General features: G+C 47.7%; 17 protein-coding genes and 1 rRNA gene. 11 read left to right on the forward strand and 7 right to left on the reverse strand.

All coding sequences use genetic code 11. The features are described 5' to 3' along the window. Nucleotides 1–14 precede the first annotated feature (14 nt). A complete protein-coding gene (locus ACYVFD_RS34265; RefSeq protein WP_461095125.1) occupies nucleotides 15–1,550 on the reverse strand; it encodes an MFS transporter in 1,536 nt (511 codons plus the stop codon). Between the two features lie 227 nt (nucleotides 1,551–1,777). Between ACYVFD_RS34265 and ACYVFD_RS34270 the strand changes: the two genes are divergently transcribed. After that, nucleotides 1,778–3,214, forward strand: a complete 1,437-nt coding sequence (locus ACYVFD_RS34270) for a BamA/TamA family outer membrane protein (protein WP_461095126.1) — start codon at nucleotides 1,778–1,780, stop codon at nucleotides 3,212–3,214. 63 nt (nucleotides 3,215–3,277) lie between these two features. Here ACYVFD_RS34270 and ACYVFD_RS34275 read toward each other — a convergent pair whose 3' ends face one another. Continuing rightward, nucleotides 3,278–3,991: a LytR/AlgR family response regulator transcription factor gene (locus ACYVFD_RS34275; RefSeq protein ID WP_461095127.1), complete on the reverse strand. Its 714-nt coding sequence runs from the start codon at nucleotides 3,989–3,991 to the stop codon at nucleotides 3,278–3,280. Then, nucleotides 3,988–4,998, reverse strand: coding sequence for a sensor histidine kinase (locus tag ACYVFD_RS34280; RefSeq protein WP_461095128.1), 1,011 nt, complete (start codon nucleotides 4,996–4,998; stop codon nucleotides 3,988–3,990). Before ACYVFD_RS34280 ends, ACYVFD_RS34275 begins: the two co-directional genes overlap by 4 nt. Nucleotides 4,999–5,571: 573 nt before the next feature. Between ACYVFD_RS34280 and ACYVFD_RS34285 the strand changes: the two genes are divergently transcribed. The 6 genes from ACYVFD_RS34285 (at nucleotide 5,572) to ACYVFD_RS34310 (ending at nucleotide 14,547) form a co-directional block, all read left to right on the forward strand. Then, complete coding sequence (locus tag ACYVFD_RS34285) at nucleotides 5,572–6,237, forward strand: DUF4395 domain-containing protein (protein ID WP_461095129.1); 666 nt, start codon at nucleotides 5,572–5,574, stop codon at nucleotides 6,235–6,237. 240 nt (nucleotides 6,238–6,477) lie between these two features. Continuing rightward, complete coding sequence (locus ACYVFD_RS34290) at nucleotides 6,478–8,019, forward strand: aminotransferase class V-fold PLP-dependent enzyme (RefSeq protein WP_461095130.1); 1,542 nt, start codon at nucleotides 6,478–6,480, stop codon at nucleotides 8,017–8,019. A 300-nt stretch (nucleotides 8,020–8,319) separates the two neighbouring features. Further along, entirely contained in the window at nucleotides 8,320–10,284 is a 1,965-nt protein-coding gene (locus tag ACYVFD_RS34295; protein ID WP_461095132.1) for an SPFH domain-containing protein, read from the forward strand. Between the two features lie 119 nt (nucleotides 10,285–10,403). After that, complete coding sequence (locus tag ACYVFD_RS34300; RefSeq protein ID WP_461095133.1) at nucleotides 10,404–12,158, forward strand: ABC transporter ATP-binding protein; 1,755 nt, start codon at nucleotides 10,404–10,406, stop codon at nucleotides 12,156–12,158. After that, nucleotides 12,142–13,905, forward strand: coding sequence for an ABC transporter ATP-binding protein (locus ACYVFD_RS34305; protein WP_461095134.1), 1,764 nt, complete (start codon nucleotides 12,142–12,144; stop codon nucleotides 13,903–13,905). The genes ACYVFD_RS34300 and ACYVFD_RS34305 overlap by 17 nt, the downstream gene beginning before the upstream one ends. A gap of 60 nt (nucleotides 13,906–13,965) precedes the next feature. Then, on the forward strand, nucleotides 13,966–14,547 hold the full coding sequence (locus ACYVFD_RS34310; protein WP_461095136.1) for a hypothetical protein: 582 nt from the start codon (nucleotides 13,966–13,968) through the stop codon (nucleotides 14,545–14,547). 21 nt (nucleotides 14,548–14,568) lie between these two features. Here ACYVFD_RS34310 and ACYVFD_RS34315 read toward each other — a convergent pair whose 3' ends face one another. The 4 genes from ACYVFD_RS34315 to ACYVFD_RS34330 all read right to left on the reverse strand — a co-directional run bounded on the left by ACYVFD_RS34315 (nucleotide 14,569) and on the right by ACYVFD_RS34330 (nucleotide 19,651). Next, nucleotides 14,569–15,702 (reverse strand): energy transducer TonB, encoded by a 1,134-nt coding sequence (locus tag ACYVFD_RS34315; RefSeq protein ID WP_461095137.1) that lies wholly within the window; start codon nucleotides 15,700–15,702, stop codon nucleotides 14,569–14,571. Nucleotides 15,703–15,777: 75 nt separating this feature from the next. Beyond that, nucleotides 15,778–17,790: an alpha-amylase family protein gene (locus ACYVFD_RS34320; protein ID WP_461095138.1), complete on the reverse strand. Its 2,013-nt coding sequence runs from the start codon at nucleotides 17,788–17,790 to the stop codon at nucleotides 15,778–15,780. Between the two features lie 124 nt (nucleotides 17,791–17,914). Then, entirely contained in the window at nucleotides 17,915–18,985 is a 1,071-nt protein-coding gene (locus ACYVFD_RS34325; RefSeq protein WP_461095139.1) for a branched-chain amino acid aminotransferase, read from the reverse strand. A 114-nt stretch (nucleotides 18,986–19,099) separates the two neighbouring features. Then, nucleotides 19,100–19,651: a cob(I)yrinic acid a,c-diamide adenosyltransferase gene (locus ACYVFD_RS34330; protein ID WP_461095141.1), complete on the reverse strand. Its 552-nt coding sequence runs from the start codon at nucleotides 19,649–19,651 to the stop codon at nucleotides 19,100–19,102. A 243-nt stretch (nucleotides 19,652–19,894) separates the two neighbouring features. On the opposite strand from ACYVFD_RS34330, the gene ACYVFD_RS34335 reads away from it, so the two are divergent. From ACYVFD_RS34335 to ACYVFD_RS34350, 4 genes are all read left to right on the forward strand, one after another. Further along, nucleotides 19,895–20,404: a hypothetical protein gene (locus ACYVFD_RS34335; protein WP_461095142.1), complete on the forward strand. Its 510-nt coding sequence runs from the start codon at nucleotides 19,895–19,897 to the stop codon at nucleotides 20,402–20,404. Beyond that, on the forward strand, nucleotides 20,397–21,614 hold the full coding sequence (locus tag ACYVFD_RS34340) for an S-adenosylmethionine:tRNA ribosyltransferase-isomerase (protein WP_461095147.1): 1,218 nt from the start codon (nucleotides 20,397–20,399) through the stop codon (nucleotides 21,612–21,614). The genes ACYVFD_RS34335 and ACYVFD_RS34340 overlap by 8 nt, the downstream gene beginning before the upstream one ends. Nucleotides 21,615–21,724: 110 nt before the next feature. Then, nucleotides 21,725–23,026, forward strand: coding sequence for a tyrosine--tRNA ligase (gene tyrS, locus ACYVFD_RS34345; protein WP_461095143.1), 1,302 nt, complete (start codon nucleotides 21,725–21,727; stop codon nucleotides 23,024–23,026). Between the two features lie 435 nt (nucleotides 23,027–23,461). Continuing rightward, nucleotides 23,462–23,581: ribosomal RNA gene (locus ACYVFD_RS34350) — 16S ribosomal RNA — on the forward strand; the annotation flags it as partial.

A 23,581-nucleotide genomic window follows, 5' to 3' on the forward strand; every position in this document is an offset into this window, starting at 1 on the left:
TAAAACGTAAAGCACTAGTGCCCGGCTGGCTCAACAGGGAAAGGAACGTCTTTGATTTTTAGGTTCTCTTTAACCAAGAAACAGGAGCCTGCTGCGAGTAGCAGGCAAATACCTGCCAATACCAGGGCATTGCGGGGGTCATCGCCAAGTACCGGTTTGTAGTATAGCGGTACGGTGAGCATTCCGATAAACTGCGGCACGCAGATGAAGCCATTGAAAATTCCCATATAAACTCCCATCCGCTCTTTCGGCACTGCTGAAGCAAGCATCAGGTAAGGCATCGACATGATTGATCCCCAGGCGAGGCCGATGATCGCCATTGCAATAAGATAGATCATCTTATCATTGGTCGTTAGTGTCAGAAAAAATCCGACTGCGCCAATGCTCAGGAAAAGAGCATGCGTGGCGCGGGCGCTTCCAATGGCTTTGGCAATACGTGGAATGAAAATAGAAATAATGGCGCAGGAAACGCTAAACATGGCGAAACATAATCCACCCCATTTGGTGCCCGCTTCAAAACCCGCTTTGTTGGAAACGGCATCAGGTGCGTTGAAGGCATACTTAGCGGTTGCCAGCGACAGGTATTGCCACATGAGTGGCAACCCATACCAGGTAAAAAACTTCACCCACCACAGTTGCCTCATAACCGTAGGCATGGCCGACAACGAAGCCAGAATCTCTTTGAAGACAGGCATCATCAGCACCAGATAGCCACCAGCCAGTACGCCCATTCCCCACAGTAATCCTACGCCAATTCCATTGATACGAGCCGAGAAACAGAACGCCAGAAAAGCGGCTCCGATCGTCAGAGACAGATGCCAGAATGAGATCGATTTTTTTTCTTTATCGGTAAATACATGTGGCTGTTTGTAGCTGTCATCAACGGGTGGGTACTCCTTGGTTGTGCGCATGGTCCAGAAAACCGAAAGCACAATGGCGGCAGCTCCGATGTAGAATGGATACCGTACCGAGTTAGGAATACCATTGGCCAGTTGACCTTCCGACATAACCATCGATATACCCAGGAGGGGTAAAATATACGGCATCAGGTTGGCCAGCGTTTGGCCAAAACCGACCATAAACGACTGAACAGCGAACCCCGTGGCCCGCTGTTTATCATTGAGCATATCGCCTACAAAAGCCCGAAACGGCTCCATGGCCGAGTTGAGTCCTGCGTCGAGCATCCACATTAAACCCGCAGCCATCCACACAAACGACGAGTTTGGCATGAGGGCCATCGCAATACTGCCCAGCAGCGCCCCAACCAGAATAAAAGGCTTCCGTCGGCCCCAGGTTGGCGACCAGCTACGGTCTGAAACCGTACCAATGATGGGCTGTAAAAGCAGGCCGGTCAGTGGACCCGCCAGCCATAAACCTGGAATCGACGCTTCATCGGCACCTAAGTACCGGTAAATAGGGCTCATGTTGGCCTGTTGAAGCCCAAAACCGTATTGAATGCCCAGAAAACCAAAACTCATATTCCAGATCTGCCAGAAAGTGAGACTCGGTTTGTCCGTTGTAGAGGATTTTTGAACAGTTTCCGTTTGCATGGATTGTTGTATCTTTAAAGAATCATAGGTAAAGGAATGGACACTGAAGAATGCATAATGTACAATGGATAATGAACAATGAATGAGCAGGAAATCCCGTTTCACTCAATATCCATTACCCATTGTACATTATGCATTCTTCAGTGTCCATTCACAATTATACGTAGCGATTTGCAGGATATGGAGATATTCTTGTCTTATTTTTTTGAAAAGACGTACTTTTGAGAATGATTCCCAAAATGTGGCTACCCGTTTTACTGGTCGTAGCGGTGTTCTTAGTGTCTTTTCAAACGGCTTTTGCTGGTTTGTCGATTGATTCGACTCAGCTAGTTATAATACGCTCTGTAACCCTCAAAGGAAATTATCGTACCCGTGATCGGATTATCCTTCGGGAAATGACCCTGCATGTTGGTGATTCGGTTAAGCTGGCTGACTTGCCCGACCGCCTAGCCTGGGACCAGCGCAATATCAATAACACAACTCTCTTCGTCACGGTCGACATAGGAACAGCGTTGAGCCCATCGCCCGACTCGACTCAACTGGCAATGCTCGACCTGACAGTGACCATGAAAGAACGGTGGTACTTCATCGCGTACCCGGTGTTTGATCTGGCCGACCGTAACTTTAACGAATGGTGGTATGACCGGGGCCATGATTTTAACCGGGTAATTTATGGCGGGCGATTGAGCTACCGAAACGTAACCGGCACCAACGACCGGCTTCAGGTCGCTATCGAACGGGGATTTTTACAACGAACGGTACTGTCGTATGCCACGCCCTATATCGACAAGGCCCAGAAAATAGGGCTACGTGCCGATCTGGTGTACGTGACCAACAAGGAAATTCCCTTTCGAACCCAGTTCGATAAGTGGGTGTATGTGAAATCGGAAGATGTACTTCGCGAGCGGGCTTATGCCACCGTGATTCTGACGCACCGAAGGGGTCTGTATCATTATCATACACTCAACGCCACTTATACCCGCAATACCATTGCCGATACCATTGCCAGACTGAATCCCGATTATTTTCTGGATGGCCGAACCACGCAGCAATACTCATCCCTTGGTTATAGCTACCGGTACGACCGACGCGACAATGTGGTATATCCGTTGCAGGGAACGCTGTTTGTCGGCGGATTGACCGTGTCAGGTTTACTGCCCAGCGATAATTTTCGATTTCTGGATATGTCGGCGTCGATTACGCGATACTGGCCGCTGGGAGGGAAATTTTATGGGGCCGTCAATTTTCGGGGGCGCTCCACCTGGCCGAATCACCAACCTTATTTTAACCTCCGGGGACTGGGTAATTCCAGCGATATGATTCGGGGTTATGAGTTGTATGTCATTGACGGGCAGCGGACGATCATCTGGCGAAATAGCCTTCGGTATCAGCTCTTTAATGTGCGGAAGCAGCTTAACTGGCTACATGTTCGTCAGTTCAATACAGTGCCTATTGCTGCTTATCTGACAGCTTTTGGCGATACAGGTTATGTTCGCAGTACCGTTGCCGAGCAGTATCAGAGCAATTTGGCCAATAAATTACTGATAGGCACAGGCATGAGTCTCGATATTGTTACGTTCTATAATCTGGTACTTCGTTTCAGCGGTACCATCAACGCCCAGGGGACTACCGGCTTTTTCTTCAATCTGGCGCAGGAGTTGTGAGATAAGATCTTTCAGGGGGAGGATAGATACCAGGCAGGTCTTAAACTATTGATAGGTAGCAGTTTATCGCTTCAATAGGTGCTGGTTCACCAGCTTCATCAGCGTGTCGCGATGGTTACGACTCATGGGCAGGGTTTTGGGGCCGAGTTTAACCTCATTGCCTTCAATGGCATCAATTCTGGACCAATTGACCAGAAACGACTGATGAATCTTGATAAACGTTTCCGAAGGCAATTGCGCTTCCAGACTTTTCATGGTCAGGTATGCCAGGATCGTTTTTTGTTCTGTATAAATACGCACATAATTGCCCACGCTTTCAGCGTACAGAATGTCGTTCAGGGCCAGCTTTTCAATTCGTTTGTCGCTTTTAATAAACAAATGCGAGATCGGCAGGGAGGCCGTAGAGCCCTGCCTGAGCTGCTCGTAATCCTTCGCCTTATGAACTGCTTTAAGAAACCGACTGAAGGCAATGGGCTTTAATAGATAATCGATAATATCGAGTTCATACCCTTCCAGGGCATAACGAGGAAACGCGGTTGTCAGAATCACCAGGGCATCCGTGTTCAGTTTCTGGAGGAATTGCAACCCTGATATTCTGGGCATCTCAATATCCAGAAAAATGAGGTCAGTGGTATGGGTTGTTAAGAATAATTCGGCTTTCAGGGCACTCTCAAAACTACCCTGCCAATCCAGAAAAGGCACCTGCTCGACAAATTCATGCAGGAGTTTACGGGCAATGGGCTCGTCGTCCACAATGATGCAGCGAAGTTTTTTCATAGTGCCAGGGTTAAATGCACCTGATATAGATTCTGGTCTTTATTGATGGCTAGTTGATACCGATCTTTATAAAGCAGTTCTAACCTGCGCACGGCATTCGACAAGCCAATTCCACCTATTTCCGATTCGGTTTCCTCATACGAGTTTTCGCAGTCGAAATCGATTCGGCCTGCTTCTTCGTTTAACCGAATGTTGATCTGGTTGCGGAGAGTATCGTCGCGGGAAACGTACTTAAATGCATTTTCGACGAAGGCCATGAAAATCAACGGCGCAATTTTGACGCCACCGTTCTGATAAGTCAGGTTGGCGTTGACCTGCATATTATCGTTGCTGCGGGCTTTTTGCAACGCTACGTAATTTTGAAGGTAATTGATTTCTTTCTCCAGCGCGATCAGATCCACATCGGCTTCGTATAGATTATACCGTAATAAATCGGAAAACTGTACCAGCATATCCCGTGCTTCTCCATTACTTCTGTCGATAGACCCATACACTGAATTGAGCCCATTGAACAGAAAATGCGGGTTAATTTGCGAGCGGAGGTATTTTAGCTCCGTTTGCAACTGGGTAATCTGGCTATTTTTGATCTGTTCCTGCTGGTCCGACCATTGCTGGGTAATGTAAAGCATGGAGACGATGACGGTGCAGCAAAGGCCATACACAAAGGTGTCCCAGAAACCCGCGCTAGTCTGGATTACATCATCGTGAAAAACAGACCCATGAATGAAAGGATTGTAGTGACCGACTGATATGGTGTACAAAAACAGCAATCCAATGAGGCCAGCCGCATAGATACTAAACCGTTTCTTTTCCAGCAGGTAAGGAATTAACAGCGACCGGTTGGTGATAATCAGCAAGGTAAATAAGGAAAAGTGTACCAGTATCGTAAACAGATACGAAAAGCAGCTCAGTACTGTATCGCCTGTATACACGGGCTTCTCTATCAGTAAGGCACCGATATAAGCCAGCAAAAAGAGCAATTGATAACTGTACCGTTTGGAAAACATGGCGGATCTAGAACCTGTGTCTGGATAAATGTATAGAATGGTTTACACAAACAAAAAAAGTCAGATGGGTGGTATTCCACTTTTCACGAAATTCCTACCTGTTATCCAGCAATGTGAGCATCTTATCCTACAAATTTTTTATATCTAACCTGTTTGAGCTTTTATTTGAGAGCGTTTTTTGTCATTCTGACCGGGACGCGTAGTCGAAGGAAGAATCTTAACGTATCCTTACTTTTTAGTCGAGAAACAGTAAGATTCTTCCTTCGACTACGCGTCCCGGTCAGAATGACAAAAACGCTCATTCGCAACATTTTTTCGAAAGTTTAAACAGCTTCAACCTATCGAATTGACTATCGCCTGTAAGACCAGATGAGTGTGGTTTCTGTCCGAAACGTACTGGTTTGTAAGCCTTAAGCCGATTTCAGGGAAAATCGTCCAGTTATGTAGGCGAAACGGACAGTTATCACAATTTTTTTTCTGCGTCTTTGCCCCTATCTACTTTTAGATCGTCATGAACATCAGGGCAAAGGCTGTACCTGAACCGTTTTAAACCATTAGCCAATCGAAAAACTCATGAAACCGATCATTGCCTTTGGCGAACAGGTAGAAGGATACAATATTCCGGTACTCAATGAACGCGAAATCAGAGCAGCCGCCGGACTTTATTTTGTGACGATCTTTTTGGCCTTGATGTTTATCCTATTTAAAGGCGACTTCTTACTGGTTAAATATACACTCACCGTATTTCTGGCAGACCTGCTTGTTCGGGTATTCATAAATCCGAAGTTTTCCCCTTCCTTAATCATCGGCCGTTTGATTGTTCAGAACCAGGTCCCTGAATACGTAGGGGCGAAACAAAAGAAATTTGCCTGGATTATTGGTATCGTTCTTTCCAGCACGATGTTCATGCTGTTGGTGGTTGTCAATGCCTATAGTCCTATAACAGGTCTGGTTTGCCTGATCTGTCTGATCTTTCTCTTCTTCGAAACAGCGTTTGGGATTTGTCTGGGATGTAGTTTCTATCGGATGGTTTATCAGGAAAAAGCCCAGTACTGTCCCGGCGAGGTATGCGAACGGAAAGACAGACAACCCATTCAGAAAACCTCATGGACTCAGTGGCTGGTCGTATTGGGTTTTGTGGCGTATATCACGCTGACCGCCTTTCTGTTTAACGACCAGTTTAGTAAAAAGCCCCACAATATGTTTAGAAACTCCCGCTCGGAGACTGCGGCCAAATAAACACGGTCAACTGACCTAATCTGTTCACACCTATTCAGGGTAATGTAAACGTAGTCATCTAGCATTACCCCACGGTCTGAGTCCTCACAGACCGTTCGTCCGGCAGGCAAATCGGGCTGGCGCATAAGCGTTCTGTGAGGACTCAGACCGTGGAAGAAGAGTCCGCCATCGACTACGCGTCCCGGTCTGAATGACAGAAAACACTCAAAGGCTTTTATTACAGTGTACTCAGGATAATGTATGGAAAGTACATTAGCGGATTTCTTTGCGCCTTTTCGCCGAAACATCATCGGGCGGGACCAACATTTTGAGTCGCCGTTTGGCCAGCAAAAACTGCTCTATGCCGACTGGACGGCCAGTGGCCGAGCCTATGGCCCTATCGAAGTATGTCTGCAAACACAAGTTATGCCTTTTCTGGCCAACACGCATACCGAAACGACGTTGACGGGAAGCCTGATGTCGCATGCGTACGTAACGGCCCGGCAAATTATTAAGCAGCATGTTCATGCCGATACTGAGGATCGGTTGCTTTTTTGTGGGAGTGGCATGACGTCGGCCGTTACCAAGTTGCAGCGGATCCTGGGCCTACGGTTGCCGGATCGCATAGTCGATTACCTGAATAAGACTAGCCATTCTGATACGGGTCGTTCGATTATAGAATCATACCTGACTATCGACGAAGCACTGAGGCCCGTGGTTTTTATAAGCTATATGGAGCATCACAGTAATCAGATCAGTTGGCTCGAAACCATCGCAACCGTCGAAATTATTCCACCAGATGAACAGGGTAATGTCGATCTGGCGTATTTCAGAACATTACTGAACCGATACCGGGGTCGAAAAACGAAAATAGCGGCCGTTACCGCCTGCTCGAACGTAACCGGGATTCAAACCCCGTATCAGGCCATTGCCAAATTAATCCATGAGTACGATGGCTACTGTTTTGTTGATTTTGCCTGTTCGGCCCCTTATGTCACCATCGACATGCACCCACCCGAAGAAGGTGCTCATTTAGATGCGATTTACTTTTCGCCCCATAAATTTCTGGGTGGACCCGGTGCCGCTGGTGTGCTGGTATTTAATCAGAAGCTCTATAAAAATCACATACCAGACCAACCCGGCGGAGGTACTGTTGTCTATAGCAATCCCTGGCAGGTCCATGCCTACGTCACCGATATTGAACAGCGGGAAGATGGGGGTACTCCGCCCATATTACAGGGCATCAAAGCAGCCATGTGTATTCGCCTGAAGGAGGCTATGGGTGTCGATAATATGCTGAAGCGGGAAAAAGAACTACTCCATCGGGCATTTGAGCGTCTGGCAACCATTCCGAAGATTCATGTGCTGGAAGGTCGTCAAAAAGAGCGGCTCGGTATTATTTCTTTTCTGGTCGAAGGCGTTCATTATCAACTGGCTGTCAAATTGTTGAATGATCGGTTCGGTATTCAGACTCGTGGTGGGTGTTCCTGCGCGGGTACCTATGGACATTGGCTGCTGCAAGTCGATCAGGAGCGCTCGGCGCAGCTTTTGCAGTTGATTCAGGCGGGCGACATGTTGAGCAAGCCCGGCTGGGTACGGCTATCGCTTCACCCAACTATGACCGATGCCGAGCTGACGTTTATACTGGATGCGCTGGAATGGATGGCTACCCATACGCAGGAGTGGATGGGCTATTATTCGTATGATGCTAAGTCAAATCAATACATCATCAACGGGGAAACTACCCAGCCACCACGATTAGTGGAGGAGTGGTTTCATCCCGCTCACTGGGATGGCAGGTAAGCCTATCGACTCTTGCTAATAGCCGATTATCCGCATCGGCTACTCCGCACATTATTGTGCTTGCTTCTATTAGCCGCTCATCAATTCCCCAGTCCAGTCCGGCCCTGGCGTAACCAATCATCCGATTTCTGATACACAGAAACGCCCTGTATTTCTACATTTGACCCGTCAATCTGACAGTCAAATCACTACGCCAATGTAGACCTAACGTCTTCATTCTCCGATCGCTAAATGAGTCATTCGACTCTGACGTATTTCCACTTACATTTCATTTCTTAACCATTTAACACCATTTTATTCATGGAATTTTTACCGCTTGTGTCGACGTGGGGCTGGGTAGTCCTGCTCTTTATGGCTGTTGTACTCTACAAATTAGTACTTCGCTTTCTGTTCGGTATGGTCATTGTGCCGGAAGACCGCATTGGTCTGGTCACGAAAAAATATGTACTCGTTGGTACCGATAAAGGCTTGCCCGATGGGCGTATCATTGCTACAAAAGGTGAAGCCGGTTATCAGGCACAAACCTTAGCGCCAGGTTTGTACTGGTGGATGTGGCCCTGGCAATATGGCATTACGATGCAGCCTTTTACGGTTATCCCCGAAGGGAGAATCGGCTTGGTGCTGTCGAATGATGGGGCTGAATTACCAACGGGTAACATTCTGGCTCGCCGGGTCGATTGTGACAATTTTCAGGATACCGAACGCTTTCTGAGCAGTGGCGGGCAGAAAGGGCGTCAAACGGCTATGCTGACACCGGGCACCTACCGGATCAATACATTCGCGTTTACGATTACTATTGCCGACATGACCGTGATTCGGGAAAATATGGTCGGAATCATTACAACGCTCGATGGCGCTCCCTTACAGCCGGGGCAAATTGCCGGTAAAAACGTAGAAGGGCATAATAACTTCCAGGATGTCGATAGCTTTCTAAAGCATGGCGGTAATCGGGGGTTACAACCTCAAGTGGTACTGGCTGGTTCGTACTACATCAATCCATGGGCCATACAGATCGAAGAAATTCCGATGACCGAGGTGCCGATTGGACATGTGGGCGTCGTGATCTCGTACATCGGCGAGGATGGCGAAGACCTGACCGGCGAATCGTTTAAACACGGTAACATCGTCCGGAAGGGATTCCGGGGTGTCTGGATGGAACCTCTGGGGCCGGGTAAATATCCGATCAACACCTACACTATGAAAGTAGAAGGTGTACCCACCACAAACCTGGTACTCAACTGGGCCAACGCCCGAACGGAAGCCCACGCTCTCGACCGTAATCTCTCGACCATTACAGTTCGCTCGAAAGACGGTTTCCCGTTCAACCTCGACGTGGCTCAGATCATTCACATTCCATCGGCCGAGGCTCCGAAAGTGATTGCCCGTTTTGGTAGCATGACCAACCTGGTATCGCAGGTGCTGGAACCAACCATCGGTAACTATTTCCGTAACTCGGCCCAGGACTCCGACGTGATTGCCTTCCTGAGCACCCGGAAAGAACGGCAGGAAGCCGCTCGCGAGCATATCCGCGCCGTACTGGAAGTGTATAACGTGAACGCCGTCGATACGCTGATCGGTGACATTGTGCCGCCCGATAGCCTGATGAAAACCCTGACCGATCGGAAAATTGCCCAGGAGGAGGAAAAAACCTACGAAACCCAACGGATGGCGCAGGAAAAACGGCAGGGCATGGAACGCGAAACGGCCCTGGCCGATATTCAGCGGGAAGTGGTGAAGGCACAACAAAGCGTCGAAATTGCCCAGCGTACGGCCGATGCCGCCGTAAAAAAATCGGAAGGCGAAGCCCGCAGTCTGAAACTACAGGTAGCGGCCGAATCCGAAGCCACGAAAATTCGGGCTGAAGCCAACGCTGAAGCACGTCGACGTCAGGCGGCAGCTGATGCCGAGGCCACCAAACTTACCGCTGATGCCGAAGCCGAACGAATTGCCAAAACGGGTAATGCCGAAGCCGAGAAAATTCTGGCCATTGGTCGATCGACGGCCGAAGCCTATGAATTGCAAGTGCGGGCAATGGGCGACGAAAACTTTACCCGCTTCAAAATCACCGAAGAAATTGGTAAAGGGCAAATCCGCGTCATCCCCGACATTATTATCAATGGGGCAGGTAACGGTTCCGATGGCTCACTGAATGGGCTGATGGGACTGCAACTGCTGGAACAGATTGAAGAGCGAAAAACGGGTAAGGCTACCAAAATTGTTGATGTGTCCAAAGTGGTAGAACCAAAAGCGGGCGACAAGAAGTAAACAGAGTAAATATTTCAGGTTGGCCGACGCTGCATGTGGCGTTAGCCAACCTGAAATTTTTAACCCCAAACCGATACGCTTTTTGCTACCTTTGCCGCATCCTTCACCCAAGGCTATCTATGAGCCAACCTGTTCAAAAAAAAGAAGCGGCAAAGAGGGCACCATCTCCGTTGTTGGGTCTACTAAAACCCTATTCCAGAACGATTTTTTTGCTGATCTTCCTGGCACTGGCCAGCAACGGCATCAACCTGGTGCTGCCCATGATCATCGCTCAGTCGATTGATGCGTACAGCGCAGGGCATTTTGTGCTGAAAACAACACTGATTCAGTTTATAGGAGCAGCTTCGTTTATTTTCGTATTTTCCTACCTGCAAAGCATCGTACAAACGCGCGCATCGGAACGGGTCGCGAAAGATCTTCGTACGCAATTAGCAGACAAGATTTCACGGCAGAGCTTTGCCTACATTCAGAAAGCCAATCCATCGAAACTATTAACGAACCTGACGTCGGATATTGATTCCGTTAAGACGTTTGTTTCTCAAGCGCTGGTTTCAATTGCTTCATCGTTGTGCCTTATTATCGGAACCAGCATTTTACTGTTCACGATCAAGTGGCAACTTGCGTTGGCAGTCCTGGCCATTGTACCGATTATTGGTATCACCTTTTACCTGGTCCTGAAAAAAGTACGCGTGCTGTTCATTAAAAGCCGTGAAGTCATCGATTGGCTCAATAAAGTCATTAACGAAAGCATCCTCGGCTCAGCCTTGATTCGCGTTATTAATTCGCAACAGCTTGAGTATGATAAGTTTCTGGCAGCCAACACGAATTCCAAAGATCTGGGAATTTCCATTTTACGCTTGTTTGCGACACTGATTCCCGTGATCTCGTTTACCGCTAGTATGGCAGGATTGACTATTCTGATACTGGGTGGCCATTTTGTTATCACGGATCAGATGTCGCTGGGAGATTTTGCGGCCTTTAGCAGCTATCTGGCCTTGTTAATATTCCCAATTATTATCATCGGATTTATGAGCAACGTGATTGCTCAGGCATCTGCTTCGTATCAGCGTGTAAATGAAGTATTGCAAGCTCCAGAAACGGTACGGAACGGGACTGTCGATGCTACATTGACAGGCGATGTAGCGTTACAGGATGTATCAGTTTATTATGGTGATAAGCCCGTATTGAGAGAGATTTCGTTTGCCGTGAAAGCCGGTACGCGAACGGCAATTGTTGGACCAACGGCGGCAGGAAAAAGTCAGCTTCTATTTCTGCTGACAGGACTCATTAAGCCTACAGACGGTAGCGTGAATTATGACGGAAAACCGATTGATAGTTACGATGAAGACGTTTTCCATCAGCAGGTTGGGTTTGTCTTTCAGGACAGTATTATTTTTAATTTGAGTCTACGCGAGAACATTGCCTTCAACGAAGCCGTCACCGAGGAGTCGATGAATAAGGCCATTGCTACGGCTGAATTGCAGGATTTCGTTGATTCGCTGCCCGATAAGCTGGAAACAGTTGTATCAGAACGAGGAAGTAGTTTGTCGGGCGGACAGAAACAGCGCATTATGCTGGCTCGGGCACTTGCACTGAACCCGAAAGTATTGTTGCTGGACGATTTTACGGCGCGGGTTGATGCCAATACGGAGCAAAAAATCCTGGCCAATGTGCAGACGAATTACCCCGGTATGACGCTGATTTCGGTGACGCAGAAGATTGCCGCTGTTGAAAATTACGAGCAAATTATTTTGCTCATGGAAGGTGAAATCATTGATAAAGGCAACCATCAGGAGTTAATGGCCATCAGCCCCGAATACGTTCAGATCTATCAATCGCAGCGGAGTACAAACCAGTATGAATTACGATCTTAACCAGTTTGTTGGGCAGAAGGAAGAGAAAAACGCTACCTATAAGGCGCTTCGTAAACTACTGACACTCATCAAAGACGAGCGAAAAACGCTGATTCTGGCCTTTTTAGCGCTCCTCATCAATTCGAGTCTTAGCATGTTAGGGCCCGTATTGGTAGGTCGTGCTGTAGACCGGTACATTCAAACCAAACAATATCAGAGACTACTTTTGTATGGAGGAGTATTGTTTGGGATGTATATCGTCACCTTTGGTACGAACTATCTGCAAACGAGACTAATGGGTGAGGTTGGGCAGCGGACATTATTCCGGCTTCGTAATGCTGTATTTAGCAAATTGCAGGAATTGCCCGTCGCGTTTTTTAATCAGAATAAAGCCGGGGATTTGATTTCGCGCATTAATAACGATACCGATAAGCTAAATCAGTTTTTTTCACAGTCGTTGATGCAGTTCATGGGTAGCATTTTTACCATGATCGGTGCGGGTATTTTTCTGCTTTCCATTAATCTAAAACTGGGTGCTGCTACATTATCCCCAACGATCCTGATCCTGATTTTTACGCAGGCAACTTCGGCCTGGGTGAAACGTAAGAATGCCACCAACCTAAAAAGTATAGGTAGCCTGAGCGCAGAAATCCAGGAGAGCCTGACCAATTTTAAGGTTATTATTGCCTTCAATCGGCGCGATTATTTTCGCAAACGTTTTGAAGAGGCTAACCAACAGAATTATCAGACAGCCATCGGCGCTGGATTGGCCAATAACGTGTTCATGCCCGTATATAGCTTCGCAGCCAGTATGGGACAATTGATTGTGCTCACATTTGGTATTTACCTGATTTCGGTTCACCAGTTTACGGTGGGTTTGCTCATCAGTTTTCTATCGTACGTTACGAATTTTTATAATCCGCTTCGGCAGCTGGCTGCCTTGTGGGCTAACTTCCAAACGGCTTTGGCAGGCTGGGATCGAATCTCGCATTTGCTGGCCCTGCAAACCAATTTACAACCTGTAGAAAACCCGCTTATACTGCCGACTTCATCACTACTGTCGTTTCAGAATGTGTCGTTTGGTTATCCCAACGGCCACGAAGTACTGCATAATATCAGTTTTACGCTGGAGCGTGGGAAAACCTATGCACTGGTAGGGCCTACGGGTGGTGGCAAAACCACTACTGCCTCGCTCATTGCCCGCTTATACGACCCAAGCAGCGGAACCGTATTGCTCGATGGCAAAGACATTCGGGCCTACAGCGCTGAAGAACGGACGCGGAAAATCGGATTCATTTTGCAGGAGCCATTTCTGTTTACCGGAACCGTTCGGGAAAACATTCTGTATGGCAACGAACAATATCGACAGTACTCCAATGAACAATTAACGGAGGTGATTCGGCAGGCCAACCTGGAAGGACTGCTGGAGCGATTCGACGAAGGGCTGGAAACCAAAGTGCAGACAACCGGTGATACTATTAGCCTGGGTCAGAAGCAATTGATTGCGTTCATTCGGGTTGTATTACGTAATCCTGAACTACTCATTCTGGACGAAGCAACCGCCAACATCGACACCGTAACCGAACAACTGCTGGAAGAGATTTTACAGAATTTGCCCGAAACAACCACCCGAATTATTATCGCGCATCGCCTGAATACCATCGAAAGCGCTGATGAGATCTTTTTCATCAACTCCGGTCAGGTTACCCGTGCCGGTTCACTCAGCGACGCTGTCGATATGCTGTTGCATGATAAACGGGTGAGCTAGTGTAATGCGGGTGGAAACCCGCTAATAAACCACCATTTCGGGTTCCACCCGCATCAGTATATGAAAAAAACAGCTCTACTTCTTCTCAGTATTTCCTTATTGCTCACGCAGCAAGCCTGCAAAAATCGCCAACAAACGAGTACGCAAACGGCCGACACGACTGCATCAACGGCTTCGTCACAATCAGCTACCGACGTGGTGATCACTGATCGGCTGGCCGAACTAGGACTGACGCCCGATAGCGATTGGCGCGGCATTAATCTGGGTGATGATTTTGAAAAGGTTAAAGGAGCTGAAAAAGGCGAGCCCTTCGAGAATGACGCTGACCACGTCGGTTACACCATTGAGTTCAAGAACCTTGAATCGGCCGATATGCTCTACTATCAAACGGCCAAAAAAGTGTCGGCCATTGATGTAGACTTATTTTTGAACAATCGTGAATCGGTGACGGCCTACCAGAAAGAACTGGAATCCTATTTTACCGCTCATTACGGAACGCCAAAACCTGGCAAAAATGAGGGTCAATGGATGAGCCCGAAAGGAATTTCAGTAACCATGAAAGACGTGTCGAAAGGCAAGGATTTTGGCCTGAAAATCAAGATGGCCGTTGGCGATAGATCAGCTACTGCTTCGGCAAAATAGCTTATCTAGCAAGGTTAGGGGTTATTTGTAATAGCCCCACACTTCACGCGATGAGATACCGGGTTTCGAAATGGTCGTTTTTACGGTAAATTCTTCCAGCACCGTTTTACCCGCAAGGCGGTCATCAGCCAGTTGATTGACCGGAATGTGCGGCTCGCTCGACTCCTTCGTATTGGTGAGGATAAAGGCAACCGGCAAAATATAACTGCCCTGAAGCTCAAAGTTGACGGGTGGCATATTCGCCAGTGCATTTTTTACAACCAAATCGAACCGGAAACCCGCATTGTCGGGGCTCAGAATGATTACGTTTGTAATTTGCCCCTGATTATTAATGTCGAAGCCAGCATAAACCCGCCCGTATATGCCCTGATTTTGCGCAAAAGCCGGATAGGTAATTTTTTGATGGAGTACCTGGATAAAGGTAGGATTGGCCATCAATGGCGATTTAGTTGTGCGGTCGCCCTCCATCAGACGATTATAGTACCCCAGAACGTCGATGAGTGCCTCAGGTGTAAGCGTCTTAGCGGGTAATTGAGCTTTAAGTTTGTCGGCCTGTTCATACAGAACAGCCAGAATGGTATTACTCTTGGCCAGATTAATCAGCTCAGGTTTGGCTTCCCCTTTCTGAATGTAATAATCGATTTTGGTAATATAAGCACCAGTCGTATAAATGTCCTTTCTGTAGCTATCAAGCCTACCATAGGCTCTAAGGTGTCGAGTAATTCCTTTTAATAGTTTGGTTTTTCCGTCAGACAGCACCAGTAGGTAAGGCCGGAAATTGGTGGCGGATACGGTGCCCTGAGGATGAATAAAACGATCCGAGTTTATAGTGAACGTTTCTGGAGTAATGATTTTAACTGTGGAGTCGCCCGGAAATCGATAAAGCACTTCATTCGTCACCAGGTTATAGGCCAGCTCGGCGTCGACCTGTTTTCCATGTTTATCCAGCAGCACAGTACCGGGCTGCCAGACCGGATAGGTTAGAAACGGGCTACCCTGATACGTTGTCTGCGTTCGGGCACTGGCGTTGATACCGCTTGAGTAGGTGTCAAACGTAGTAAAGACCTGACCGCTTTCATTCTGATACACTGTAAACTGACTGTATAACTTTGGCGACCAGCCGATGAACAGCAACAAAATAAACCAGATTTTCATAGCGGTAGATAGAATGTTTGCCTAAATAAGCAAATGGTATTTATCTGGCAAAATAGTAGACGAATTTAATTTCAATTAATCCACAACTAATACCGAATGAAGAGCTAGTTGGGGTACTGTTACGGTGGCAACACCATTGGCATACTGAACCGATAATCGCTTATTTTCGGGCTGCTGAACAATTCGTTTCGGCTTCCGATCAGTGCGTAGGCGAACAACTAAATTGATAAGCGGTGGCACCTCATCGTACGTAAACACCTGTGGGTCAGCATGACGGCCTCCAGTATTGACCAAGTTCACCGTCAAGCGATTATGTTGTTTTCCCAGCACAACATGTACCAAATGAGAGCCACTAACCTCAACGAGTGGATTGGGTAATGACGGTCTGGCCAATGAAGCGACGAAATTCCGTAAAGCTGAAGATTGATGAATGCGATAATCAGCACTAAGGTCAGCATAGATCGCCGTTAGCTTTCCCTTGCCCATCGACGTTTCGGAGGCCACTACACCGCCAATGGGCTCGTTGGCTTCTGATGCCAGAAATTGCGCAATCGGATGGGTCGTCTTACTGGCAATCCAAACGGGCAGAAATGGGCCCGTGAGCATCAGTGTTTTACCGTTCAACAAGATGGTTTTGGGAGTTGATGACTTTTGAATAGCTCCCGTCGTTATGCCAAGTTCGGTGGCAAATTGCTGCGTATTCCGGGCGCCAATGATGAGCAAATGTCCGCCTTGTTGTGCATAGTCGAGCAAAGCTCGTCGGAAGTTTGGACTGAGTGAATCCTGTTGCGAGAGCACAATGAGCGGGTACTCATGCATACGCCCCTGTAAATGCTGTTCGGAGAGCACTTCGACGGGAAATTGCGCATCGAGCAAGGCGGTCAGTACGCCATTGATCCGACTGGTTTGTCCGTTGCCAAAAAGCGATTGATTGAACGCCCGAACGGTTGAATTGGCATACACCACCGCCACTTGTTGAATAGGGGTAGTGCCTTCGCAAAATGGCTGCCGCGCCCGAACGAACCGGCTGAGTTCGGTCATGATTGACAGTTCACGCAATGGAATAGCCCCCGTGCGACTTTGCTGGTAATAGGCTTGAAAACCGCCACCCAGCGAAAGAATCTGGGCCGCATCCTGCATCAGATGAACGGCTGATTTCTGGTCACCCTGTCGATTTGGGTTGAAAGTGTACCAAAAACTCCACGACATTATATCCCAGGGTTTTCGATACAATTGACTCTGAGCAGCCAGAATTCGCCCTTCCAAAGCGGCTGAGTTAACACTATTTCCCGGCGTCAGATCGCCCGACAGGTAATCTATATTCGTATTAACTGGCTCTGGCATCATAGAGGAATACGCCCAGTTCGAAGCAATGCGAAAGGTTGGGTGTTGCTGATGTACTCCGTTGACATATTTATCTATGTATTGCACAAAGGACTGGCGGGCAAATTCCCGAAAGGCTACGTAGCCAGGATCTTTTTCGGAGCGTGGTATCGTAGTTATTCCTGTTGATTCGCGAAACCGACGGAGCGCCGTTGGCGAGTAATCGAGTATGGTCGCCCAGCATTCGCCATCGACCCAAACGCCGTCGGCACCATAGCTGGCCAACTCGTTCAGTTGCGGAGTCAGCAGCGAATCTGCGTAAGGCCCATGAACGGAGGTTTTTGACCGATCAATTGAGCCATCTGCTTTTCGTGCTGCCCAGTTGGGGTGTTTGGCAATAGCTGCGTCGTCGTAAACACCCGAATAATGCAGATACAGATCGACGCCATGTTTGCGGGTAACACGTCGGTAAAAAGCCAGCGGGTCGCCGGTGATACTTCTGGATGGTGTTGCTGTTGGTACGTTCGAGGGATAGCTGCTGATGCCCGCATGGCCTTTGCAATCCACTTGAATAAAATCCGGCTTAACAGCGATTAGCAGTGAATCGAGTGACTGTTCAGAAAGGTTTTTACCAATTGTCGTATCGTTTTTCGTCGCATGAAAATCAAAATGCAAACCGAAGTAGCGTTTGATTGACCGAGTTGGCTGGCCGATTGTCTGTACACAGGTAAAAAGTACGAGGAAAGCCGTGGTGATCGATTTCACAGAATGGATTCGATTATAATTAAAATAAGCAGAGGAAGCACAAAATACACAAAGCCTACTCTGTGATTTCGTACTTCCTCTGCTTATTTTAAGGCGTCTTTTCTATGGATAAAAAAGCGATTGATTACACCTTGTATACCCAGCCGAACTGATCGGCGATTTTACCAGTCCGTAAGTCGGTTAGATAATTTTTTACGCGAACAGCAAACGAGTCTTCAGGAGCAAACTCCGGCAGCATATGGTCTTTGCCATTGTAACCGATGAGTGAATAAGGCGATACCACTACGGCTGTACCAGCTCCAAAAGCCTCTGTCAACCGACCGGTTTCAATACCACTGATCACTTCCTCAATCGATACCTTACGTTCTTCAACCGGTACGTCCCAACTGCGGGCAATCTGGATGATGGTATCGCGGGTAACCCCTTTCAGGATCGAATCCGATGTGGCTGGGGTTACCAGTTTACCGTCGATCACAAACATGATGTTCATGGTACCCGACTCCTCAATGTATTTGTGCTCACGGGCATCAGTCCAGATCAACTGGTCGTAGCCTTGTTGCTGAGCCATCATGGTTGGGTACATTGACCCGGCATAATTGCCAGCACATTTCGCATAGCCAACTCCACCCGGAGCCGAACGAATGTATTCGGTTTCAACTTTCAGTTTAGGTGGATTGGTGTAGTAAGCGCCAACTGGCCCAGTGAAAATGCAGAACCGGTACGTTTTTGATGGAGCAACACCCAGATAGGTGTCGGTCGCAAACATAAACGGCCGTATATAGAGTGAACTGTCTGGCGTGTTGGGAACCCAGCCCGCATCAATACGCAGTAGCGCTTCCAGACCACCCATGAATACCTCTTCGGATAGCGTAGCCATGCACATCCGACGAGCCGATTCGTTCATCCGCTCAAAATTGGCATGTGGCCGGAACATCAGCACCTCACCGGCATCATTTTTAAATGCTTTTAACCCCTCGAAAATCGACTGACCATAATGTAGTGACGACAGAGCAGGGCTTAGGGTAAAATTGTCGAATGGCACAATCATCTGGTTCTTCCATTCACCATCGACAAAATCGGCCACGAACATGTGATCCGAGAAATGTTTTCCGAAAGGCAGATGATTAAAATCTACCTCCTGAAGGCGGGAGCGTTCCGCTTTCCGCAGTTCAATTTGCAATACGTCCGTCGTCATAACAGCTTGTGGTTTTGAGCTAGCCTGCTGAACATCAGGCTGCGGCAAAGCTAAAAAATTAGATCCACTAAATTTAGTTGTCAAGACAACTTTTTTTTCAGTGGTCGAAAAAGATTAGATTCTGGGTTTCCAGGCCACCTCTTCAGCGTTCAATTCCTGTGCCATTTTTCGGCCTAATACAAATAAGTAATCGGATAATCGATTAATGTATTGAAGTACCTGCTCATCAACCGGCGATTGTTCATGGAGAGCAATCACGAGTCGCTCTGCCCGTCGGCAAACGGTCCGGGCCAGATGACAGAACGATACCGCCTGATGGCCCCCAGGCAGTATAAAGGCCCGCAGTTCAGGGAGTTCGGCATCCATTCCATCCATCGCCTGTTCAAGAGCCAGTATATCCTCGGGTACAATAACAGGTATAGCGCGTTTAGTAGCCTTTTCGGGGTCGGTAGCCAGTTCAGCGCCAACCGTAAACAGCCGATCCTGAATTTCCTTTAATAATCCTTTCCGATTCTCATTTACTGGCTGATCACGTACCAGGCCAATCCAGGCGTTCAGTTCATCAATCGTGCCATAGGCATCAATTCGCAAGTCGGCCTTGCTAACCCTCCGCCCCCCAATAAGCCCTGTTTGCCCTTTATCCCCCGTTTTTGTGTAAATCTTCATCGTATGTAAAGAGCGAAAGAGTGATAGAGTGAAAGAGCGGTTATAGCCTCGTGCGAGAAAAATGTGTTGGTTGGAGAAGCCATGAGTCAGATTGTTCTACGATTCGAGGGAACGAAACTAACGGATTTCACCCATTCCAGCCTTACCTTTGCCCCCTGATTTTAACGAGTCGATTCAAGAGGAGGGCTTATTCATCGCTTCGGCGGCCCGCTCTTTCACTCTATCGCTCTTTCACTCTTTTACATGAACGCAGGTACTTTTTTTGTCCGGGCATGGCGTATTTTGTCCATTATCGGTTTTGTAGGTTCTTTATTTGCCAGTTATATCTCGTATCCCGAAGAGGTCGCTGTTCGGTTCGATGATCTTAAGCAGCCCATTCAAACCATCAATCGAGAAGTTATTTTCTACCTCTCAATAGCCATTTTTCTGATCACTAATACGGTTGGTAGGTTAATTTCGAAGCTCTTTTTACGAGTGCCAACAGCACAGATTCCAGTTCCTCATCCAGGTAGTTGGGCCAGTCATCGTTCGAAGTTAAACGAAATATTTACCAATTGGTTTTATGCCCTGATGGCGGCTGTCAATACAATAGTAGCCTTAGGTCTATTTGTCCTATCCTTGTTAAATCGGGGCGATCGAAGTCTACAGCCCTTTGATTATGCCTGGTTACTGCCGGTCAGTACAGTTATTCTTATTGCGGTATTGGTTGGGCTACCCGTTCGCTTGTTCATGAAACCCGGCCATGATGACTGAACCCAAGGAGTTGTTGCTGAGCCAGTTTCAGTACGATCTGCCCGATGAGCGAATTGCCCGTTTCCCGCTAGCACAGCGTGATGCATCAAAGCTTCTCGTTTATCGCAGTGGTCAGCTAACACATGAGCAGTTTTCCTCCCTGCCTGCATTGATGCCGAAGGACAGTTTTCTGGTTTTCAATAATACCAAAGTCATTCCGGCCCGGTTGCATTTTACAAAATCTACCGGTGCAGTTATCGAACTGTTTTTGTTGAGCCCGTATCCGAACGACTTACCGATTACACAGGCAATGGAAGCGACTAGTTCGGCTATCTGGCAGGGCATGATTGGCAATCGGAAACGCTGGAAGCCCGATGAAACGCTGGTCTTGCATGGGGCAGAGGGCGTCGGGCCTGGGGTAGAGATTATGGCCAGTTGGTATGATTATGACCAATCACTGGTTCAGCTCAGTTGGCAACCAGCCGAACTATCATTTGCCCAAGTCATTCACTATGCGGGCGAAATTCCGTTGCCGCCGTATCTGAAACGCGACCCGACTGAGGCAGACCGAGACACCTATCAAACCGTTTATTCAAAACAGGAGGGAGCTGTGGCTGCGCCAACCGCCGGACTGCATTTTACACCTGCTGTGTTTGATAACCTGATTCAGCAAGGGATAGAGCATGACTACCTGACCTTGCATGTAGGCGCTGGGACGTTTCAGCCCATCAAAACGGAAAATATCCGGCAACATCATATGCATACTGAGCAGGTCGTCTATACGCAGCAAAACCTGCGAAACCTGCTTCAGCATGTTGGGAAGATTATTCCGGTTGGTACTACCTCCATGAGGGCGCTGGAAAGCCTATACTGGATGGGAGCCAGGTTAATCAATGGAGAGCCTGACCCGTTTCGGCTTGACCAACTGTATGCGTACCAGCTTCCGATAGCTGATCAACCTGCTGTAGAGGCATCGTTGACAGCTGTGTTGCAGCACCTGATCGAGACGCAGCAGGAAGCACTCGTTGCCCATACAGGGATCTATATTACACCCGGCTATGTACTTAAGTTGTGTAAGGGAATTATCACCAACTTTCATCAACCCGGTTCAACGCTCATTCTACTTATTGCCGCTCTTATCGGTGATGACTGGAAACGGGTCTATAAAGAAGCCTTACAAAACGACTATCGCTTCCTGAGTTACGGCGATTCGTCGCTCCTTTTACCATAAACCACTAATTTTGTAAACGAATTTAAAGAGCGAAAGAGCGAAAGAGTGAAAGAGCGGATACTAAACGCCTTCTCAAACCGCTCTTTCGCTCTTTCACTCTTTCGCTCTTTATGAATTTTATCGAAGAACTTCGCTGGCGAGGTATGTTGAACGACATGACCCCCGGCACTGAAGAACAATTACAAAAAGGAATGATAGCCGGTTATATCGGCTTTGACCCCACAGCGGCCTCACTACATATTGGTAACTTGGCCACCATCATGCTGCTGGTACACCTACAACGAGCCGGACATAAACCGTTTGCCTTAGTCGGAGGAGCCACCGGAATGATTGGCGACCCATCTGGCCGTTCAACGGAGCGCGATTATTTATCCGAAGAAACATTACGTCGCAATCAGGAAGGAATACGGGCTCAACTGACTCGTTTTCTCAATTTTGATTCGGGCGAGAATGCGGCCGAAATGGTGAATAATTATGACTGGTTCAAGGAGATGTCATTCCTGAATTTTTTACGGGAAGCAGGCCAGCATATCACCGTTAATTATATGGTGGCTAAAGATTCCGTAAAAAAGCGGCTGGAAACAGGCTTGTCATTTATGGAATTTTCCTACCAACTCCTTCAGGGATACGATTTCTATTGGCTTTACAAGAATAAAGGCGTTCGACTGCAAATGGGCGGATCGGACCAATGGGGTAATATTACAACCGGCACTGAACTCATCCGACGGAAGGAAAGCGGATCGGCTGATGCTTCGGAAGAGCATCTTGCTTATGCCTTGACAACGCCGTTGATCACAAAAGCAGACGGAACAAAGTTTGGTAAGTCGGCTGGAGGAAACGTATGGCTCGACCCTGCTATGACGTCACCGTATCAGTTCTACCAATTCTGGCTTAATGCAACGGATGAAGATTGCCCAAGGTTTATTCGTGTGTTCACGCTCCTATCTAAAGAAGAAATCGAAGCGTTGGAACAACAACATACCGAAGCGCCACACCTACGTATTTTGCAAAAAGCAATTGCTAAAGACGTTACCATTCGAGTGCATTCGCAGGCTGGCTATGATCTGGCCGTGAAAGCGTCAGAAGTTTTATTTGGGAAGGCAACGCTCGATACATTACGCTCCATAGAGCCTCATGAATTTGACGTTATTTTCGAAGGAGTACCGCAAACAGAAGTGACGGTTGATGAACTAGCCAGCTGCAAGGACATTACGGATTTGCTGTCGGTAGCCAGCCGGGGTGAAGTCTACGCATCGAAAGGTGAAGCTCGTCGGGCTATTTCACAAAATGCGGTAAGTTTAAATAAAATAAAAGTGTCTGATCCGATGGCTCCAGTAGCGTTAGAATGGCTACAAGGGCGGTATATCCTGGTGTCGAAAGGCAAGAAAAATCATCTTTTGAAAAAAGTTTAAAAATTTTATTTCTACTAAGTGGTTGATAGTGGGGGGCTTACCGAATATTGTTTGGTAGGCCCTCAATTATTTTGGAAAAGGGTCTTGACAAGGGTGGAAAAAGGCCCTACCTTTGCAGTCCCAAATCGAAAGAAATGGGGCTGAATAAGAAGGCAATGGCCTGCTAATCAGTCAGTTAAGTGCAACACCCTGAAAATCAAGTCAAAAAAATATTTTCAGATTTCACTTGACAAACCGCAAAAAGGGACGTACCTTTGCACTCCCAAACATCGAGAAGCACTTAAATACTACTTCTCACCACGCTCGACCAATGGGTCAGGCGGCAAGTTCTTTGACAAACTGACAGCACAATACGACTCAACCTGGGGATGTTCGCATCCCGGTTGAACAACATCGTCACTCTTCTTTTTAGAGGGTAAGTGACAAACAATATTTACGATGGAGAGTTTGATCCTGGCTCAGGATGAACGCTAGCGGCAGGCCTAATACATGCAAGTCGAACGGGCCGCAAGGTCAGTGGCAAACGGGTGCGTAACGCGTAAGCAACCTGCCTCA

The sequence above is a fragment of the Spirosoma gilvum genome (assembly GCF_054776815.1).

Coding starts and splice junctions, on each gene's coding strand:
- ACYVFD_RS34265 (WP_461095125.1), bottom strand. CDS start 1,550: ATGCAAACGGAAACTGTTCAAAAATCCTCTACAACGGACAAACCGAGT.
- ACYVFD_RS34270 (WP_461095126.1), top strand. CDS start 1,778: ATGATTCCCAAAATGTGGCTACCCGTTTTACTGGTCGTAGCGGTGTTC.
- ACYVFD_RS34275 (WP_461095127.1), bottom strand. CDS start 3,991: ATGAAAAAACTTCGCTGCATCATTGTGGACGACGAGCCCATTGCCCGT.
- ACYVFD_RS34280 (WP_461095128.1), bottom strand. CDS start 4,998: ATGTTTTCCAAACGGTACAGTTATCAATTGCTCTTTTTGCTGGCTTAT.
- ACYVFD_RS34285 (WP_461095129.1), top strand. CDS start 5,572: ATGAAACCGATCATTGCCTTTGGCGAACAGGTAGAAGGATACAATATT.
- ACYVFD_RS34290 (WP_461095130.1), top strand. CDS start 6,478: ATGGAAAGTACATTAGCGGATTTCTTTGCGCCTTTTCGCCGAAACATC.
- ACYVFD_RS34295 (WP_461095132.1), top strand. CDS start 8,320: ATGGAATTTTTACCGCTTGTGTCGACGTGGGGCTGGGTAGTCCTGCTC.
- ACYVFD_RS34300 (WP_461095133.1), top strand. CDS start 10,404: ATGAGCCAACCTGTTCAAAAAAAAGAAGCGGCAAAGAGGGCACCATCT.
- ACYVFD_RS34305 (WP_461095134.1), top strand. CDS start 12,142: ATGAATTACGATCTTAACCAGTTTGTTGGGCAGAAGGAAGAGAAAAAC.
- ACYVFD_RS34310 (WP_461095136.1), top strand. CDS start 13,966: ATGAAAAAAACAGCTCTACTTCTTCTCAGTATTTCCTTATTGCTCACG.
- ACYVFD_RS34315 (WP_461095137.1), bottom strand. CDS start 15,702: ATGAAAATCTGGTTTATTTTGTTGCTGTTCATCGGCTGGTCGCCAAAG.
- ACYVFD_RS34325 (WP_461095139.1), bottom strand. CDS start 18,985: ATGACGACGGACGTATTGCAAATTGAACTGCGGAAAGCGGAACGCTCC.
- ACYVFD_RS34330 (WP_461095141.1), bottom strand. CDS start 19,651: ATGAAGATTTACACAAAAACGGGGGATAAAGGGCAAACAGGGCTTATT.
- ACYVFD_RS34335 (WP_461095142.1), top strand. CDS start 19,895: ATGAACGCAGGTACTTTTTTTGTCCGGGCATGGCGTATTTTGTCCATT.
- ACYVFD_RS34340 (WP_461095147.1), top strand. CDS start 20,397: ATGACTGAACCCAAGGAGTTGTTGCTGAGCCAGTTTCAGTACGATCTG.
- tyrS (WP_461095143.1), top strand. CDS start 21,725: ATGAATTTTATCGAAGAACTTCGCTGGCGAGGTATGTTGAACGACATG.